Annotated in this window: 15 protein-coding genes and 1 pseudogene; 10 read left to right on the top strand and 6 right to left on the bottom strand. The window is 59.8% G+C overall.

Going from position 1 to position 18681, the window contains the following annotated elements; translation table 11 throughout:
* Positions 1-6: 6 nt before the first annotated feature.
* Complete coding sequence (locus AC1RS8_RS08385; protein WP_340315206.1) at positions 7-777, bottom strand: N-acetylmuramoyl-L-alanine amidase; 771 nt, start codon at positions 775-777, stop codon at positions 7-9.
* A 581-nt stretch (positions 778-1358) separates the two neighbouring features.
* Between AC1RS8_RS08385 and AC1RS8_RS08380 the strand changes: the two genes are divergently transcribed.
* From AC1RS8_RS08380 to AC1RS8_RS08365, 4 genes are all read left to right on the top strand, one after another.
* Positions 1359-3152 (top strand): DUF1302 domain-containing protein, encoded by a 1794-nt coding sequence (locus AC1RS8_RS08380; RefSeq protein ID WP_489339754.1) that lies wholly within the window; start codon positions 1359-1361, stop codon positions 3150-3152.
* A 23-nt stretch (positions 3153-3175) separates the two neighbouring features.
* The gene (locus AC1RS8_RS08375) at positions 3176-4546 is read left to right on the top strand and encodes a DUF1329 domain-containing protein (protein ID WP_057716389.1); all 1371 of its coding nucleotides are present in this window, start codon (positions 3176-3178) and stop codon (positions 4544-4546) included.
* A gap of 141 nt (positions 4547-4687) precedes the next feature.
* A complete protein-coding gene (locus AC1RS8_RS08370; RefSeq protein ID WP_489339755.1) occupies positions 4688-7234 on the top strand; it encodes a LuxR C-terminal-related transcriptional regulator in 2547 nt (848 codons plus the stop codon).
* 171 nt (positions 7235-7405) lie between these two features.
* Positions 7406-8095, top strand: coding sequence for a hypothetical protein (locus AC1RS8_RS08365; protein ID WP_489339756.1), 690 nt, complete (start codon positions 7406-7408; stop codon positions 8093-8095).
* Positions 8096-8098: 3 nt separating this feature from the next.
* Here the strand turns inward: AC1RS8_RS08365 and AC1RS8_RS08360 are convergent, their stop codons facing one another.
* A complete protein-coding gene (locus AC1RS8_RS08360; RefSeq protein WP_090453134.1) occupies positions 8099-8884 on the bottom strand; it encodes an IclR family transcriptional regulator in 786 nt (261 codons plus the stop codon).
* A gap of 165 nt (positions 8885-9049) precedes the next feature.
* Here AC1RS8_RS08360 and hmgA point away from each other — a divergent pair, with 165 nt between their 5' ends.
* From hmgA to maiA, 3 genes are read left to right on the top strand one after another with little or no spacing between them, the layout of a single operon-like run.
* Positions 9050-10354 (top strand): homogentisate 1,2-dioxygenase, encoded by a 1305-nt coding sequence (hmgA, locus tag AC1RS8_RS08355; RefSeq protein WP_090453136.1) that lies wholly within the window; start codon positions 9050-9052, stop codon positions 10352-10354.
* Positions 10355-10357: 3 nt separating this feature from the next.
* On the top strand, positions 10358-11662 hold the full coding sequence (gene fahA / locus AC1RS8_RS08350; protein ID WP_489339757.1) for a fumarylacetoacetase: 1305 nt from the start codon (positions 10358-10360) through the stop codon (positions 11660-11662).
* Positions 11663-11674: 12 nt separating this feature from the next.
* Complete coding sequence (maiA, locus tag AC1RS8_RS08345) at positions 11675-12310, top strand: maleylacetoacetate isomerase (protein WP_057716383.1); 636 nt, start codon at positions 11675-11677, stop codon at positions 12308-12310.
* Between the two features lie 57 nt (positions 12311-12367).
* On the opposite strand, the gene AC1RS8_RS08340 is transcribed toward maiA, so the two are convergent.
* Positions 12368-13171, bottom strand: a complete 804-nt coding sequence (locus AC1RS8_RS08340) for a SirB1 family protein (RefSeq protein WP_489339758.1) — start codon at positions 13169-13171, stop codon at positions 12368-12370.
* 183 nt (positions 13172-13354) lie between these two features.
* Between AC1RS8_RS08340 and AC1RS8_RS08335 the strand changes: the two genes are divergently transcribed.
* Positions 13355-14374, top strand: coding sequence for a Glu/Leu/Phe/Val dehydrogenase family protein (locus AC1RS8_RS08335; protein WP_057716381.1), 1020 nt, complete (start codon positions 13355-13357; stop codon positions 14372-14374).
* A gap of 188 nt (positions 14375-14562) precedes the next feature.
* Here AC1RS8_RS08335 and AC1RS8_RS08330 read toward each other — a convergent pair.
* Positions 14563-14802: pseudogene (locus tag AC1RS8_RS08330) on the bottom strand (YebG family protein); the annotation flags it as partial.
* 276 nt (positions 14803-15078) lie between these two features.
* Here AC1RS8_RS08330 and AC1RS8_RS08325 point away from each other — a divergent pair.
* Positions 15079-15579, top strand: coding sequence for a phosphate-starvation-inducible protein PsiE (locus tag AC1RS8_RS08325; RefSeq protein ID WP_057716379.1), 501 nt, complete (start codon positions 15079-15081; stop codon positions 15577-15579).
* Here the strand turns inward: AC1RS8_RS08325 and AC1RS8_RS08320 are convergent.
* Positions 15576-15890, bottom strand: coding sequence for a DUF3509 domain-containing protein (locus tag AC1RS8_RS08320; RefSeq protein WP_057716378.1), 315 nt, complete (start codon positions 15888-15890; stop codon positions 15576-15578). The two genes, AC1RS8_RS08325 and AC1RS8_RS08320, sit on opposite strands and share 4 nt — an antisense overlap.
* A gap of 310 nt (positions 15891-16200) precedes the next feature.
* Positions 16201-17577 (bottom strand): L-serine ammonia-lyase, encoded by a 1377-nt coding sequence (locus tag AC1RS8_RS08315; protein WP_489339759.1) that lies wholly within the window; start codon positions 17575-17577, stop codon positions 16201-16203.
* 135 nt (positions 17578-17712) lie between these two features.
* Between AC1RS8_RS08315 and AC1RS8_RS08310 the strand changes: the two genes are divergently transcribed.
* Positions 17713-18660, top strand: a complete 948-nt coding sequence (locus AC1RS8_RS08310) for a LysR substrate-binding domain-containing protein (protein WP_057716376.1) — start codon at positions 17713-17715, stop codon at positions 18658-18660.
* Positions 18661-18681 lie beyond the last annotated feature (21 nt).

Genomic DNA, 18681 nt, shown 5'->3' with positions numbered 1-18681 from the left:
CAATGGTCAGCCGGGAAAGTATTTGACGACCAGCGCCTTCAGGTTGGCGGCTGTTTGCGCGTCCATTTTTCCATCGAAGTTTTCCGGGCGAAAATGCATCTGGAATGCCCGCACCAATTGTTGAAAACCGCCTTCCGTAGACGCTCCCGAAACATCGTACCCATAGGATTTGAACAGCCCCAGCAATTCGCTTCGGGCTGGAACCCCCGATGTGTTGTATTGGCGCAGATACTCGTCCCGAGTGGCTTCATCGAACCAGGCGCCGACACCTTTCAAGTAAAGCTCCCGCCAGGGAAACATCGGCCCCGGGTCACTTTTGCGGCCGATCGAAACATCGGAGTGGCCCAGAACCTGCGTCGGCGTGATATCCGGGTAGCGCATGAGGATATTCAGCGCCAGTTGTTCAATCGCAGCAATCTGCTCGGGGTGATACGGCGGAAAGGTGAATTCGCCCTTGTTGTCGGTCGCCAGGTTGACGATTTCAATGCCGATGGACGTATCGTTCAGATTGCTGCGGCTACCCCACTGACTGACACCTGCGTGCCACGCGCGATAGGTTTCATCCACCAGGCTGAAAACTTCCTGCCCGGTATGGCCGGCCTTCAGGTAACTGGGGTCCGTGATATCTGGAACCAGATAATGCGCGCTGACATTGGGGCCAGTCAGGGCACTGACAGAACTTGAAAAGTCAGCGGCCGTGTAGTGAAGAATCAGAAAGCGTATTCGACTGTTGAAACTTCTGGTTGAGCGATACCGGTTGTAGTTGATGGGTTTCATGGTTGCACTCGCAATAAGCAGGTTTGAAGTCGGACGAAGATAAAAAGTCGTTCGCCGACGTGCTGTTCAACTTAAAGACTCGAGTGCTTTTGGTGTTTACCTATGCTTGTAGGTACTTTCTGAAAGAAATGTAGGCATGCGAAGTTTTACCTGGATGCTCCGGGGGGCACTGACTGGCAGCTGTTAATTATCAAAAACCATCGCCCATAAAAAAGGCCGCTGCAAACGCAGCGGCCAAAGTAAGACGTTGGATCAGGAGCTACAAATCAACGTCAGTGTACACAGGGTGACGAACCGAATCCTCGATTCATCTGAAATCTTTCAGTCACGGCGCAGGCCGGTACAGGGTGCCTGCGGTGGTTTACTGTGACAGTGAGGTAAGAGTAAGCCCTCGGCGCTGTAGGAAAAATACCAATTCCCGACATGCACTGTTGCAGCCCCGGCAACAGTCGGGATTCTGGTGCTCGTCGTCTGTGCCAGTCATCCTTTAGAGGTACACCACGAATACCTCCTTGGTGCGCTTATCGACCCCGGTGCCCGGCAGTAGGGTGAGGCCTTCTGTCACTCACCGGGGAAGACGCATGACAAAAACAACAATGCGCGCCATCTTCACACCGCAGGCGCTGGCGGTTGCGGTCGCATTAGGCTGTTGCGCCCAGGCGCAGGCCCTTTCATTCAACATCGGGGAAATCGAGGGGACGTTCGACTCATCGTTGTCGGTCGGCGCGAGCTGGGGCATGCGTGACGCGGATAAATCCCTGGTGGGCATCGTCAACGGCGGCTCCGGCCAGTCTTCGACCGGTGACGACGGGCGATTGAATTTCAAGAAGGGTGAAACCTTCTCGAAGATCTTCAAGGGTATTCACGACCTCGAACTGAAGTACGGCGACACCGGTGCGTTTGTGCGTGGCAAGTACTGGTACGACTTTGAACTCAAGGATGAAAGCCGCCCCTTCAAGGACATCAGCGATCACAATCGCAAAGAAGGCGCCAAGTCTTCAGGCGGACAAATCCTCGACGCTTTCGTCTATCACAACTACTCCCTCGCCGATTTGCCGGGCACGGTCCGCGCCGGCAAGCAGGTGGTCAGTTGGGGGGAGAGCACGTTCATCGGCAACTCTATCAACAGCATCAATCCGGTCGACGTGTCCGCGTTCCGTCGTCCTGGCGCCGAGATCAAGGAAGGCCTGATCCCGGTCAACATGTTGTTCGCCTCCCAGGGGCTGACGGAAAAGCTGACCGTGGAAGGCTTCTATCAACTGGAATGGGACCAGACGGTCGTCGATAATTGCGGCACTTTCTTTGGTGTCGATGTGGTGGCGGACGGCTGCAACAAGGGCTACACCGTCGCCAACCCGGCCATTGCACCCTTGCAGCCGATTGCGGCTGCCTTTGGCCAGGGCTTCGAGGTCAGCAAGGAGGGGGTGATCGTTCCCCGTGGCGGTGACCGCGATGCCCGGGATTCCGGGCAGTGGGGTACGGCGCTGCGCTGGCTGGGGGACGACACCGAGTACGGCCTGTACTTCATGAACTACCACAGCCGTTCACCGAATGTCGGGACCACCACCGCCGGCCCCGGTACGCTGGCAAGCATTCCGGGAATAGTTGCCACCGCCAACCGCATCGCCCCCGGCAGCGGTTCGGGCCTGGCCCAAAGTGTGATGCTCGGTCGCGGCCAGTATTACCTCGAATACCCGGAGGACATCCGCCTCTACGGCGCCAGCTTCGCCACCACGTTATCCACCGGCACCGCGTGGAGCGGGGAAATCAGCTACCGTCCCAACGCCCCGGTGCAGGTCAACACCAATGACCTGACCCTGGCCTTGCTCAACCCTATCGCGGGCGGAGCAGCATCGCCCATTGCCACGTCACCGGGGGCCGACAACAAAGGCTACCGCCGCAAGGAAGTGACGCAGATCCAGAGCACCCTGACGCACTTCATCGATCAGGTCGCGGGTGCAGATCGCCTGACCCTGGTAGGCGAGGCGGCGGTGGTTCGGGTCGGTGGTCTGGAAGCACGTACCAAACTGCGCTACGGCCGCGACTCGGTGTATGGCCAGTATGGATTCGGCGGCGATACCGACGGTTTTGTGACCTCGACTTCATGGGGTTATCGCGCCCGGGCCATCCTCGACTACAACAACCTCATCGCCGGGATCAACGTCAGGCCCAACCTCTCATGGTCCCACGATGTCTCCGGCTATGGCCCTAACGGTCTGTTCAACGAAGGCGCCAAGGCCATCAGCCTCGGAGTCGATGCGGACTATCGCAACACCTATACCGCCAGCCTCAGTTACACCGACTTTTTCGGCGGCGACTACAACGTCCTCACCGACCGTGACTTCGTGGCGTTGAGCTTTGGTGTGAACTTCTGATCTGGCTGAAAAGGATGAATTCTATGCGCAAGATGATTCTGCAATTGGGCACCGTTCTGGCCCTGAGTCTGCTGGCCGCCAACGTGATGGCGGCGGTGTCGCCGCAAGAAGCCAACACGCTCGGCACCAGCCTTACACCGCTCGGTGCCGAGAAGGCCGGCAATGCCGATGGCTCGATTCCGGCCTGGACCGGCGGTATCCCGAAAAACGCTGGCGCGGTGGACAGCAAAGGTTTCCTGGCCGACCCGTTCGCCAGCGAAAAGCCGTTGTTCGTGATCACCGCGGCGACTGTCGACAAGTACAAGGACAAACTCTCCGACGGCCAGATCGCAATGTTCAAGCGCTATCCAGAGACCTACAAGATTCCGGTCTACCCGAGCCATCGCACCGTGGCGTTACCGGCAGAAATCTATGAGTCGGCCAAGCGCAGTGCGCTGAACGTAACACCGATCAACGAGGGTAACGGTCTGGCCAACTTCACTGGTAATCGCTACTACGCATTCCCGATTCCGAAGAATGGCGTGGAAGTGATCTGGAACCATGTCACTCGTTACCACGGCGGCAATCTGCGCCGCACCATCACCCAGGCGACACCGCAGTCCAATGGCGACTTCACGGTGATCCGCTTCAAGGACGAAGTCGCCGTGCCGTCGTTGCTCAGCGATCTGAAACCGGGCAGCGACGATAACGTCCTCAACTACTTCAAGCAGGAAGTGACCGCGCCGGCGCGGCTGGCGGGCAACGTGTTGCTGGTCCACGAGACCCTCGACCAGGTCAAGGAACCGCGCAAGGCCTGGATCTACAACGCTGGCCAGCGCCGGGTACGGCGTGCGCCGCAGGTCGCTTATGACGGTGTCGGCACCTCATCCGACGGCCTGCGCACTACCGATAACTTCGACATGTTTTCCGGCGCGCCGGATCGCTACGATTGGAAACTGATCGGCAAGAAGGAGATGTACATTCCCTACAACAGCTACAAGCTCGACTCGCCCAACCTCAAGTACACCGATGTGATCAAGGCCGGGCACATCAATCAGGACCTGACCCGCTACGAGTTGCACCGTGTCTGGGAAGTCGTCGCCACGGTCAAGCCGAGCGAGCGTCACGTGTACGCCAAGCGCCACATGTACATCGACGAAGACAGCTGGCAAGTGGCGCTGGCCGACCACTACGACGGGCGTGGTCAACTCTGGCGCGTCGCCGAAGGGCATGCCCAGTTCTACTACGATCACCAGGTGCCGGCCTACACCGTCGAAGCGCTCTATGACCTGATCGCCGGTCGCTATATCGCCCTGGGAATGAAGAACGAAGAGAAGCGCAGCTTCGAATTCAACATCGATGCAAAAGCGGGGGACTACACGCCAGCAGCCTTGCGGAGCACGGGAGTCAGGTAGGTTTCCTACAGGGCCTTACACAAAAGGGTGACTTTGCGGTCACCTTTTTTATAGCGGTCGATCAGTGTGTTGAATACTTCTTCAACAAGCGCTCGGGAGGGGGCTAGGGTGGCGCCAGAATTATAAAAAAGGCGCACCACAATGACTGCAATGACGCACTGTCTGGACCGCCCTGGCTTCCTGCCCCGACTGTCGTCCCATCATCTGTCCCGCGAGCGACTGATCGAGCCCATGCTGGTTTCGACCGCGCGGGTGAAGTTGCTTTGCGCACCGGCCGGTAGTGGCAAGAGCGCGTTGCTTACCGAATGCCTGCTGCGGGCGCCGGAGCACGCTCGGATCTGTTGGCTGCCGCTGGCGGGGGCGTCGTTGAGTGCAGCCGATTTACTATTGCGCCTGACGCAAGCGCTGGGTCTGCCCTCGACGGATGAGCCCGGGCTGTTGGCGCATCTGGCCCGATTACAGTCACCGACCTGGCTGTTTATCGATGATTACTGTCGAGCACCCAATCCGGAACTCGACCGGATGCTCGATCGCCTGTTGGCCGTCGACAGCCCGGCGCTGACCTGGTGGCTGAGCTCCCGTCGACGACCACCCTGCAACTGGCCGCGGCTGCTGCTCGATGATGAGTTGTACGAGTGCGAAGGCCGGACGCTGGCGTTTACCGAGGCCGAGGTCGGGCAGTTGCTCGGTCATGTCGAGCCGATCCTGGCGGCACAAACCGCCAAAAGGGTGGTTCAGCGCAGTGGTGGCTGGTGCGCTGGCGTGCGGATCGCATTGCTCAATGGTTGTCCGTGGTCGGGTGAGCAGGGGCGTTCGGCGACATTGCTCGATTATCTGCAACACGAGTTGTTCAACACCTTGCCATCGGAGTTGGTTGAGGTCTGGAAGGTGTTGGTTCATCTGCCACGCTTCAACGCCAGCTTGTGCGAGCATCTTTTCGGCACGGGTGAGGGCGCGCAGTGGTTGCACGCGTTGCAGGACATGGGCTGCTTCATTGAACCCTGGGAAGACTCCGTCGAGTGGTTGCGGGTCTTCGAGCCACTGGCCCGGGAGATGCGTGAAGAACCGACCCCGGCCGGGCGGTCCTGGCATCGCCGCGCGTGCCAATGGTTCAGCGCCGAAGAAGACTGGCAGGGCGCCTTCGAGCAGGCGTTGCTGGCGCAAGAGCACGAGGTCGCGGTCAGCCTGTTGCAACACTTCAGTTTTGAGCATCTGTTCAAGCGTCAGAACGTCAGCTGGTTACTCAAACTGCACGAGCAGCTGGGTGAACAGTTGACCCTTGGCACGCCGCAACGGGTGGGGTTGATCACCGCGGCGTTGCTGTTTGCCGGGCGTTTCGAGCAGGCGGCTGCCTGCATTGGGCAACTGTCCCGATTTGCCCCGCAGCCGACGGCATCCTTGCAACGCCAACTGCTGGCGCGTTGGCAGGCGCAACAGGGTTGGTTGCTGCATTTGCAGGGACGCCTGCCGGCGGCACGGGCGCATTTTATCGAGGCGCTGGACGAACTGGCGGCCGAGGCATGGCCCGCACGGTTGTTGTGTCTGTCCGGGCTGACCCAGCAAGCACTGCTCAACGCCGACCTCGATGCCGCCCAGGCCTTCAATCGTGATGCCCTGTGCCTGGCGCGGGCGCAAGGCTCGTTGCTGTTTGAAGGCTTGCTCGAACTCGATCATGCGCAGTTGCTGGAGCAGCGTGGCGCACCGCGGCGAGCAGGGCAGTTGCTGGCCGACATCCATGAAATGCTCGGACGGCAGGCTGATCGACCGACGCCGCTGCTGGGACGAATCGCCCTGCGACGTGGGCGCTTGGCCTTGTGCCAGGGCCAGGATGAATTGGCCGGTGAATGTTTCCAGGCGGGCCTTGATGACTGCCTCCACAGTCAGGACAAGCATGTGCTGTACGGGTTTCTTGGGCAGGCGCAACTGGCGGCCAACCAACGTGATTACGCCCATGCATTTGATCGTCTGCGCGAGGCCGAACGGTTGATGCAGCAACGGCAGATCCCCGACACGGTGTATCGCGGCGTGCTGCTGCAAATCAGCAGTCATTTCTGGCTGCAACAAGGGCGCCCGGAGCTGGCCCGGGAAGCGCTGACCCGAGTCTTGCGTCATTATCGTGGGGCCAACGCGCGCCAGGCACCGCCGGCCACGCTGCAACTGATTGCGCGTATCGAATACCAGTTGGTGTTGGCCGAGGCTCAACTGCAGCTGGTGCAACGTCCACTGGATCGACTCAAGGCGTTACTCGAACACGCGCAACAACACGCCATGCTGGCGCTGGAAACGGAGCTGCAATTGGCAATCTGCGAAGTGGCGGACCTGACGGGTGAGCCGGACACGGCTCACGCAGCACTGGAGGCCGGGCTGGCGTTGGTCAAGCGTTGTCAGGGACAACAGGCATTGCGTGATTTGAACTTGCGCCAGCCGAACCTGATCTGTCGTTTACAAGGCGAGGAGACGGTGACCGCGCTGGCCCTGGATGCCAGCCTGCTAAGTTGTCGGGAGCTGGAAGTGCTCGGCCTGATTGCCCAGGGTAATTCCAATCAGCAAATTGCCGAGCAGCTGTTCATTTCGCTGCATACGGTGAAAACCCATGCCCGGCGCATTCACAGCAAGTTGGGTGTGGAACGGCGTACACAGGCAGTTGCCATGGCAAAGAAGTTGGGATTGATAATGCAGGCCTGGTAGTTGTTGGTTTTTAGTCGGGAAATGAATTAAAACATATGGTCGCGTGCATAAATAACTGTGTTGATTAGTATGGTCGTCGGCGCTGACAAACAAGCAAGTGTTTGCGATGTCAGTATGTTGAACGACAGTTCGAGCAGGATGCTCGGTTCTTTAACGTGACAGGAAGTCTGTATGAGTGACAGTTTTTTTTCTACCAGTAAAATTGTTCTATTGAAGCGTATTCGTGCGGATTTCGCCGTCGAGGTGCTGTTGGTTGAACGCCTGGGGAAACTCGGGATCAACCCGTTCACGACCTATCTGAATACGTTGAGTGAGAGTATTGACGCCGACGTCATTGAGTCCAGGACGTTATTCGATGAGACGCTGGAGTGGGTTGAGAAAGAGTCGCTGCCTACTTATGTCCAGGTTATCAATGGAATCTTCAAACGGCGTTATTCTTTCGAGCCGGAGTATCAGGTTAAAGGGCTGGATTTGCTAGAGTTTGAAGAAATAGTAATGGATACCGTCCGTTGGTTGACCGATGCGCCCTCAATCAACCTCTCAAAACGCTCGGTCAAGGTTTCTGGTATCGAGCAGGTCCACGCAGCGTTAAAGTATCAGATCCCGGAAATCAATATTGATAATGTGTACTTGACCAGCTTTGTGACTGAGTCGGACGGGCGAAAGATACTTCAATCCAGAAGTCTGGCCGAAGATATCTTTGCTCATTTTCAACATGATGAAATTCCTTACTATCACGGCGAAGGACTGGGTGTTTATTCGATCGCCTACAGTTCCCGGGAATCTGATTTGCATCCGCAACTCACGATCAAGGACATCAGTGACCTTATAATCGAAATTGCTCCGGATTTCCTGATCTGATACTCAGGGACTTTCGTAGCCCATTCTCCAACTGACGGCCCGCGTCGCAGCCAGTAACCGCTGCGCCGCCGGGCCGTTTTCATCGGCATGAAACAGCGAGGTCGGCCCGACCACGGTCAGTACTGCCGTGATCCTGCCCATGGCGTTGAACACCGGTGCCGACAAGGCATCCACTCCGGGCATCAAGAGTCCATGCACATGATGCAGGCCCCGATGGCGGATCTGATCGCACATCGTTGCGTAGGCCTGATCATCCGCCAAGGCGTGGGCGGTAACGTTTTGCAGTTCCTGTTCACGCAGATCCACGGTTTCACGCGCAGGCAGGTAGGCGCCAAACACCAGTCCCGTCGAAGAGCTGAGCAAGGGCAACACCGAGCCCAGTTGTGTCACCACCGTCACCGCACGCACCGCCGGTTCGATATGGACCACGGTCGCGCCCTGATTGCCCCACACCGCCAGGAAACAGGTTTCGTTCAAGTCATCGCGCAGTTCAGCCAGGGGCAGGGCGGCGACTTTCAGCACGTCCATACTGTTGAGTGCCGCCAACCCTACGCGCAGGGCTTCGCGGCCCAGGCCGTAATGGTTGGTGGCGGCGTTCTGTTCGGCGAATCCGCTGGCGATCAGGGCCTGCAAATAGCGGTGAACCTTGCTCGCCGGCATCTGCACGTGTTCGGCCAGGCGCGACAGCGAAGTCGAAGGCGACAACTCGGCCAGAGCCTTGAGGATGTCGGTGCCAACCTCGGCCGAGCGGACTTTCTGTTTGCCGTTGCTGTCGCTGGTCTTTTCCATGGTGGTGCTGTGATCCCGTGACGAATGGGCGTCTTTATAGCTTGACGGTCAATACCAATCAAATTACGTTATGCGTAATCAAATTACGATAAAAACAACCCAGGCGTGCCTCGACCTCTGCAACAGAGCGAGCGGCCACTGCCGACTCCCTGTTCAGGAGGCTCCATGAACCCCGATTCAACGACGCCAGCGCTGGCCTACCTGTCAGGCTTCGGCAACGAGTTCAGCAGCGAAGCGTTGCCCGGCGCACTGCCTGTCGGCCAGAACTCCCCGCAAAAAGCCCCGTACGGCCTTTACACCGAACTGTTCTCCGGCACGGCGTTCACCATGGCGCGCAGCGAAGCGCGGCGGACCTGGATGTACCGCATTCAGCCGTCGGCCAATCATCCGGCATTCGTCAAACTGGATCGGCAACTGGCCGGTGGCCCGCTGGGTGAGGTGACCCCCAACCGCCTGCGCTGGAACCCGCTGGACATTCCCGCCGAACCGACCGATTTCATCGACGGCCTGGTGAGCATGGCCGCCAACTCGGGCGCAGAAAAACCGGCCGGGATCAGCATCTACAACTACCGCGCCAACCGTTCCATGGAACGCGTGTTCTTCAACGCGGACGGCGAGATGTTGCTGGTGCCTGAACTGGGACGCCTGCGCATTGCCAGCGAACTGGGCGTGCTTGAGCTCGAGCCGCTGGAAATTGCCGTACTGCCACGCGGCCTTAAATTCCGCATCGAACTGCTCGACCCGCAAGCTCGCGGTTACGTCGCCGAAAACCATGGCGCACCGCTGCGTCTACCGGACCTAGGGCCGATTGGCAGCAATGGCCTGGCCAATCCGCGGGACTTTTTGACCCCGGTGGCGGCCTACGAAAACCTGCAACAACCCACCACGCTGGTGCAGAAATTCCTCGGCCAGTTGTGGGCTTGCGAGCTCAATCATTCGCCGCTCAACGTGGTCGCCTGGCACGGTAACAACGTGCCGTACAAATATGACCTGCGCCGATTCAACACTATCGGCACCGTCAGTTTCGATCACCCCGATCCGTCGATCTTCACCGTGCTGACCTCGCCGACCAGCGTTCACGGCCTGGCCAACCTCGACTTCGTGATCTTCCCGCCGCGCTGGATGGTGGCCGAGAAAACCTTCCGTCCGCCGTGGTTCCATCGCAACCTGATGAACGAATTCATGGGGTTGATCCAGGGCGAATACGACGCCAAGGCCGAAGGCTTTGTGCCCGGCGGTGCTTCGTTGCACAGCTGCATGAGCGCCCACGGTCCGGACGGCGAGACCTGCACCAAAGCGATCAACGCTGACCTCAAACCGGCGAAAATCGACAACACCATGGCGTTCATGTTCGAGACCAGCCAGGTGTTGCGCCCAAGCCGTTTCGCCCTCGATTGCCCGCAACTGCAAAACACCTACGACGCCTGCTGGGCTACGCTGCCCGCCACTTTCGACCCGACCCGGAGATAACCCATGACGCAGACTTCCATCACTCGCAGCTGGGTTGCATCCGCCAACGGCCACGCGGACTTCCCCCTGCAAAACCTGCCGCTGGGCGTGTTCAGCCTCAACGGCTCGGCACCGCGCAGTGGCGTGGCGATTGGCGAGCATATCTTTGATCTGCAAGCGGCCCTTGAGGCCGGATTGTTCGATGGCGCCGCGAAGACGGCCGTCGAGGCCACCCGTGGCGGCCAGCTGAATGCGTTCTTCGAACTGGGACGCGAGGCTCGCGTCGCATTGCGCGAGCGTTTGCTGGAACTGTTCGCCGAGGGCAGTACCCTGCACGGCAAGATCGAAGCCCAGGGTGCAAAACTGCTGCCGCTGGCGGCAGATTGCGAGATGCACCTGCCGGCGAAAATCAACGATTACACCGACTTCTACGTCGGCATCGAGCACGCGCAGAACGTCGGCAAGCTGTTCCGTCCCGACAACCCGTTGCTGCCGAACTACAAGTACGTGCCAATCGGCTACCACGGTCGTGCGTCGACCATTCGCCCGTCCGGTACCGATGTGCGCCGCCCGAAAGGCCAGACGCTGCCGGCCGGTCAGAGCGAACCGACGTTCGGCCCTTGCGCGCGCCTGGACTACGAACTGGAGCTGGGCATCTGGATCGGCCAGGGTAACGACATGGGCGACTCGATTGCCATTGGCGACGCCGCCGACCACATCGCCGGTTTCTGCCTGCTCAACGACTGGTCGGCACGGGACATCCAGGCCTGGGAATACCAGCCGCTGGGGCCGTTCCTGTCGAAAAGCTTCATCACCAGCATCTCGCCGTGGGTGGTCACCGCCGAAGCGCTGGAGCCGTTCCGTCGTGCCCAGCCTGCACGTCCCCAAGGCGATCCGCAGCCGCTGCCGTACCTGCTCGACAAGCGCGACCAGGCCGCTGGCGCGTTCGACATCGAACTGGAAGTATTGCTGCTCACCGAGGCCATGCGTGAACAGAACCTGCCAGCCCATCGCCTGACCCTGAGCAACACCGGGCACATGTACTGGACCGTGGCACAAATGGTCGCGCACCACAGCGTCAATGGTTGCCAATTGCAGGCTGGTGACTTGTTCGGCTCGGGCACGTTGTCGGGGCCGCAGAGTGGTCAGTTCGGCAGCCTGCTGGAAATCACCGAAGGCGGTAAAAAGCCGATCGAACTGGCCTCGGGCGAGGTGCGTAAATTCCTTGAGGACGGTGACGAAATCATCCTGCGCGGCCGTTGCCGCCGCGACGGTTTTGCTTCCATCGGTTTCGGCGAATGCCGCGGCAAAGTGCTGCCGGCGCGCTAACAGGAGCGGGGCATGGAACTCTATACCTACTACCGTTCGACATCTTCGTACCGGGTGCGTATCGCGTTGGCGCTCAAGGGCCTGGATTATCAATCCTTGCCAGTCAACCTGATCGCACCGCAGGGTGGCGAGCATCGTCAGCCGCCTTATCTGGGCATCAACCCGCAGGGCCGCGTGCCGGCCTTGCGCACCGATGAAGGCGAGTTGCTGATCCAGTCTCCCGCGATCATCGAGTACCTGGAGGAACGTTATCCACAGGTCCCGCTGCTGTCCAAAGACCTGGCTGCCCGTGCTCACGAGCGCGGTGTGGCGGCAGTGATCGGCTGCGATGTGCACCCGCTGCACAACGTCAGCGTGCTCAATCGGCTGCGCCAGTCGGGCCACGACGAACCGCAGGTGGTGGAGTGGATCGGTCACTGGATCGGCCAGGGGCTGGCCACGGTGGAGCAGTTGATCGGTGATGACGGTTACTGCTTCGGCCCCGAACCCGGGCTGGCGGACGTCTACCTGATCCCGCAGCTGTACGCGGCCGAGCGTTTCAATGTTTCTCTTGAGGCTTATCCACGTATCCGGCGAGTGGCGGCATTGGCGGCCACTCACCCGGCGTTCATCAAGGCGCATCCGGCGAACCAGCCAGACACGCCCTGAAACCTCACACCGTTCCATTGTGGGAGCGAGCAGGCTCGCTCCCACAATGATTTGTGATCAGTGAACGATGGAGTTCGGCGGCAAATGCCCCAGCCGCTCCGTCAGGCGAATCCGCTGGATCGGATCGTCGCTGAGCAGCAGCGCATGCTCCAGGTCAAAACGCTCGGCGTTCGGACAGTCCAGCCGTTGGTACAGGCTGGCCCGGGCCAGATAGTCGGCGGCGCTGGCGTTGCCCAGTTCCAGAACGCGTTCGGCGTCGATCAAGGCATTGATGACGTCGTCGTGGGACAGGTACAACTGGCGCAGGTTGCGCGACAGCCGCTGCAACATCTGCACTGGCTCGGCGGTTTCCAGGTGCTCGGCGCTGAGCTTGATGTTCGGGCCGTACTGGCGGTTCAACAACTCCCGACAATCGTTGGGATAAAGGCGACGGCCACCGCAAGGGTCGAGCAAATGATCGGCGCCCGGCACCCGCAGCAGGAAATGCCCGGGGAAGTTGACCCCGACCATGGGAATTTCCAGGCCCTTGGCCAACTCCAGCGCAATCAGCCCCAGCGTCAAGGGTTGCCCTCGTCGGCGCTCCAGTACCTTGTCGAGCAGTGCCACTTGCGGGCGCAATGGCGTGAAGTCGTCCTGGGCGAAGCCAAGGTCATTCATGCGCCGCAGCAGCGGCTGGGCCAGTTCACTGACCGGCAGCATCGGCAAGCCACCACTGACCCGCTGTTGCAACGCCTGGAAATCGGCCAACAGTGCTTGCGGCTTCACCTCGCTATCGTGCTCGGCCGCAATCCACAGTGCCGCCTCGAACAGCGCGGGCGGTGAACGTTGCAGACAGGCGAAGAACGATTGGCGCGGGGTCATCAAAATCTCCGGGCAATGCCTCGTTTTAGCCCCCTCTCCGGCATTCGTCCAGTACCGTACAAGAGCGACCACGGGTTATTTCCGAAAGCCTGCATCGGGGCCGTGCTTATTCCGGTGCGCTTCTGCAATTTTTGGGCGCAAGCCTATACTGGCGTCTACAAGAAGTGATTCGGGAGCCCTACGATGTTCGCTCTCATGCAAAGCACTCGCCTTGAATCGCTGCATCTGAGCGTTGACTCGGTCACCGGGTTGAAGGCGGTCATTGCCATTCATAACAGCCGGCTGGGGCCTGCCCTAGGTGGTTGTCGTTACCTTGCCTATCCCAGCGACGAGTCTGCGGTCGAGGATGCGGTGCGCCTTGCCCAAGGCATGAGTTACAAGGCGGCACTGGCCGGCCTGGCCCAGGGCGGCGGCGTGGCGGTGATCATTCGCCCCGTTCATGTGGCCAACCGCGCGGCGCTGTTCGAAGCCTTCGGGCGCTGTATCAATCAGCTCGACGGGCGCTACATCACGGCCATCGACAGTGGCACCTCAGTGGCGGACATGGATTGCATCGCCCAGCAGACCCAGCATGTCACCAGCACCACCGCGGCGGGCGACCCTGCGCCACACGCGGCGATGGGCGTATTCACCGGCATTCGCGCCACAGCGATGGCGCGACTGGGCAGCGATAACCTCGAAGGCCTGCGCGTTGCCATTCAAGGCTTGGGCAACGTTGGTTATGCCCTGGCAGAACAGTTGCACGCTGCCGGGGCCGAACTGCTGGTCAGCGATATCGATCACGGCAAGGTGCAACTGGCAATGGAGCAACTCGGGGCTCACCCCATCGCCAACGACGCACTGCTCAGCACGCCTTGCGATATTCTTGCGCCATGCGGTTTGGGCGGGGTGCTCAACAGCCACAGCGTGACGCAACTGCGCTGCTCGGCAGTGGCCGGTTCGGCGAACAATCAGCTGACCCATCTGGATGTTGCCGACCAACTGGAACGGCGCGGCATCCTGTACGCACCGGATTACGTGATAAACGCCGGCGGACTGATTTACGTGTCGCTCAAGCACCGCGGCGAGGAACTGTCGACCATCACCGCGCACCTGTCGAAAATCAGCTCGCGCCTGACTGAAGTGTTCGCCCACGCCCAGGCGGAAAAACGCTCCCCCGCGCGGGTGGCCGACGAGTTGGCGGAGAAGGTGTTGTACCGGTGAAACTGGCATGAGTTTTCCACAGGCATGAAAAAGGCCCTGGGTCATTCGACTCAGGGCCTGTTCAATTCGGGCTTTGCCTATTTGGCGGCTTTTGGGGCCTTGGCAGGCTTGGCCGGGGTGACCGGCTCAGCGGCCTCAACGACCTCGGTTGCCGCAACAGGTTGTGCGACTTCAACCGGTGCGCTGAGCAGTTCGGACAGGGCGTCCGGCTGGCTCTTGAACGCCTTGGCGAACACGTCGCGATTTTTCGCCATGTAGATCCCGGCTTCTTCCACTTGCTGCTCGGTCAGGGACGGAACGGCTTTTTTCAACACTTCAGCCAGCAATTCGGCCAGTTCGAGCATTTTGTCATGACGGTCAGCTTCGGCTTTATCCATGAACAAGCGCTCCAGATCTCGGCTGCTGCGGTATACCACTTCGACGGCCATTCACCACCTCACATGCCTTCACATTGGTTGTCGATTTCGACTACTGTATCTATATACAGCTAAAGGATAAGCGAATCCCTGCCTCTTGGGTAGTGGCTTTTTAATGTAGACCGAATTCGGGATTTGTCAGGCGGGGCGCTGCACAGGTGCGACCAAACGCCACGGCGCACAATCCCGAGCGGCTCGCCATCATGGGCTGGCCTTTTTTCTGCATGCAGAAAAACCGTCACGTCCAACCCGCATCATCCGGTCGAGCCGACCTAAGGAAGCATCATCGTGAAAATCAACTGGGCCGAAAAACTGCGGCAGAACGTGCATGAACTGGCCGAGTCCCTGGGCAATCTGTTTGTCGAAACCTTTCACTACCTGGCGCTGTTCGCCATTGGTGCGGTGACCGCATGGGCGGCGGTGATGGAATTTCTCGGGATGATCGAAGAAGGGCACATCAAGATCGATGACATCTTGCTGCTGTTCATCTACCTGGAACTGGGGGCGATGGTCGGGATTTACTTCAAGACCAACCACATGCCCGTGCGCTTCCTGATCTACGTGGCGATCACCGCGCTGACGCGGCTGCTGATTTCCAACGTATCGCACCACAACCCGCCGGACCTGGGGATCATCTACCTGTGCGGCGGGATTCTGCTGTTGGCGTTTGCGATTCTGGTGGTGCGTTACGCTTCGTCGCAATTTCCTTCGGTGAAGATTGAGAACCCGCACCGCAAAACAGGTAAGGGCTCCAGTGAACATCCGGAAGTAGAAAAGGGCGAGCTTTAAAGCCCCATGGTGGGTCGGTGGCGGTCACTGGCTGGTGGGGGCAGGTTGCGCGTGCCGCCGTCGGTCATTGATTCGAGGATGGCCACGGCGCAGTGGCCCTGCTCGATGGCAATGCCGAACTGAATGCTTTGCACCAATCGTTTGAGGCGCTCGGGGTCATTGCGTTGTTCGGCGCTGATCATGCGTTTGGCCACCACGCGGCCACTGTTGGACAGGGTCAGCATGATGCGGCCGTCCAGGCCCTGAATGCTCAGGTTGATCTGGTAATCCGCTGCAAAGGCATCGGTAATGAGCTGGAAAGGGTTGTCCATGATGCGTCACCGCCTGATTGAACGTGCAGTTGTTGACCGGCCATGATCGGGTTGGTTCGCAACGCCAGACCACCGGCCATCTCGCCATCATTGTTCCAGCATGGAAGTAGCAAGGCCCATGCCGGAAAGTTGTCGGACAAAAAACATGTTCTGTAGGGGCGAGCCTGTTCGCGATGGTCGTGAACGATAACGCGTCAAACCAGATGGTTCGCGGCGTCTGAGGGTTTTTCGCGAGCAAGTTCGCTCCTACGGGGGGGCCGCGTTTTCTGCACGTTTCAGGGCAATTAACCTCGACGTGCCTCCAAAACGGTCAACATTCCACCCAGTTCACCGCCAGTCCGCCCCGCGACGTCTCTTTGTACTTGTCGTGCATATCGGCCCCGGTGTCGCGCATGGTGCGGATCACCCGGTCCAGGGAAATGAAGTGTTTGCCGTCGCCGCGCAGGGCCATTTGCGTGGCATTGATGGCCTTGACCGCGGCGATCGCGTTGCGCTCGATACACGGCACTTGCACCAGTCCGCCAACCGGGTCGCAAGTGAGGCCGAGGTTGTGTTCCAGGCCGATTTCGGCGGCGTTTTCCAGCTGCTCCGGGGTGGCGCCAAGCACCTCTGCCAGGCCTGCGGCGGCCATGGCGCAAGCGGAGCCGACTTCGCCCTGGCAGCCGACTTCGGCTCCGGAGATCGAAGCGTTTTTCTTGCACAGGATGCCGACGGCAGCTGCACCCAGGAAAAATGCGACCACGTCATCGTCAGACGCATCGGCATTGAATTTCATGTAGTAGTGCAGCACCGCCGGAATGATCCCCGCCGCGCCGTTGGTCGGCGCCGTGACCATGCGCCCGCCGGCCGCGTTTTCTTCGTTCACGGCAAGGGCGTACAGGTTGACCCATTCCATCGCTGACAAGGTGGACGTAATGACATTCGGCTTGCCGATTTCCTGCAGGCTGCGATGCAGTTTCGCCGCTCGACGCGGAACACCCAGGCCGCCGGGCAAGATGCCTTCGTGGCGCAAACCCTGCTCGACGCATTCGCGCATCACCGACCAGATATGCAACAGGCCCTGGCGGATTTCCGCGTCACTGCGCCATGCCCGTTCGTTGGCCATCATCAGTTCGCCCACCCGCAGCCCGTGCTCGTTGCAGAGTTTGAGCAGTTCGGCGGCGCTGGAGAAATCGTAAGGCAGCACCACGTCGCCGGCCGGCGCGATCCCGGATTCGGCTTCGGCTGCTTCGATGATAAAACCGCCGCCCACCGAGTAGTAGGTCTGCTCGAACAGTTCGCCGGTTTCACCGAAGGCTGTCAGGGACATGGCGTTGGGGTGGTAGGGCAGGCTTTCGTCCAGCAGCAGGAGATCGCGTTGCCAGTCGAAGGCAATTTGCGCAACGCCTGCCAGGCACAGTTTGCCGGTTTCGCGCAGGGTGTGAATGCGGCTGTCGATGGTGGTTGGATCGATGCGATCGGGCCACTCGCCCATCAGGCCCATGACGCAGGCGCGGTCCGTCGCGTGGCCGACGCCGGTCGCTGAAAGAGAACCATAGAGGCGGATTTCCACGCGTCGCACGTCGGTCAGAAAACCGTGATCGAGCAGCGCTTGGGCAAAGGTTGCGGCAGCGCGCATCGGACCGACGGTATGGGAACTGGACGGGCCGATACCCACTTTGAAGAGATCGAAAACACTGATAGCCATGCTAAAGCCTGTACAAGTAATGGAAGAGAAATCGCTGCCATTTCTGTAGGACAAGCGCAATTTGGGCGATACTGCCTGTCACGAGCCTGCGTGACCAACGAAAATTCCTAAGACATCCTTTAGCAGGACTAAACGATGAGCCGTCAATTACACGCCCAGACGTATGTCTGGCTGAACGTGTTTGCCTGTGCCGCGCGGCACCTGTCGTTCACCCGCTGCGCCGAAGAACTGCACATCACACCGGGGGCGGTCAGCCAGCAGATCCGCCAGCTGGAAGAACGCCTGGGCTTTCGCCTGTTTCACCGCCGCGCCCGCGGAGTGGAGCTGAGCGCAGAGGGTCAGCGCCTGGCCATTACCGTCAACGAGGCCTTTGGCAGCATCGACTCGGAATTGCGGCGACTGGACGCGGGCATGATCAGCGGGATTTTGCGGGTGCGTTCGATTCCGTCGTTCCTGAGCAAATGGCTGACGCCGCGACTGCCGCGTTTGCAGCAGCGTTTTCCGGACATCCAGTTGCGCCTGGTGGCCGAGGACAGCAGCGTGCCGTTGCATGAAGGTGACTTCGACCTGGCGATCGACCTGAACGACGGCAGTTATCCGGGCCTGTTATCCACAGCCTTGCTTGATGAACAGATTTTTCCGGTGTGCGCGCCGAGCCTGTTGCGTGGTCGTCCACCACTGCATGGTCCGGCGGACCTGATGCACTTTCCCTTGCTGCACGACATCACCGCCTGGCGCGGCAGCTACGAGTACGCGGAATGGGAGTTTTACCTCAACGCCATCGGCTTTGAGGGTGCGGATGTGCGACGCGGGCATACCTTCAATCGCAATCACCTGACCATCGAAGCGGCAATCGCCGGGATGGGGGTGGCGATTGCGCGCCGAACTTTGCTCAATGATGAGTTGGAACGTGGTGCCTTGATCGTGCCGTTTGGCTTGGCGGTGCCCAATCACAAGCGCTACATGCTGCTTTACGCACCCGGGGCGTTGAGCCATCCGGGTGTGCGCGCGGTGCACGATTGGTTGGTGGAGGAGGCGGGTGCTTTTCGCAGCCTGCACCCGTTGGGGGAGCGGCAAATGTGAGCAATTATTACGTAAGAGCAG

This window comes from Pseudomonas sp. GW821-FHT12A04 (genome assembly GCF_058807755.1).
The sequence above is the reverse complement of the archived record's forward strand: the minus strand, read 5'-3'. Positions and strand labels throughout refer to the sequence as shown.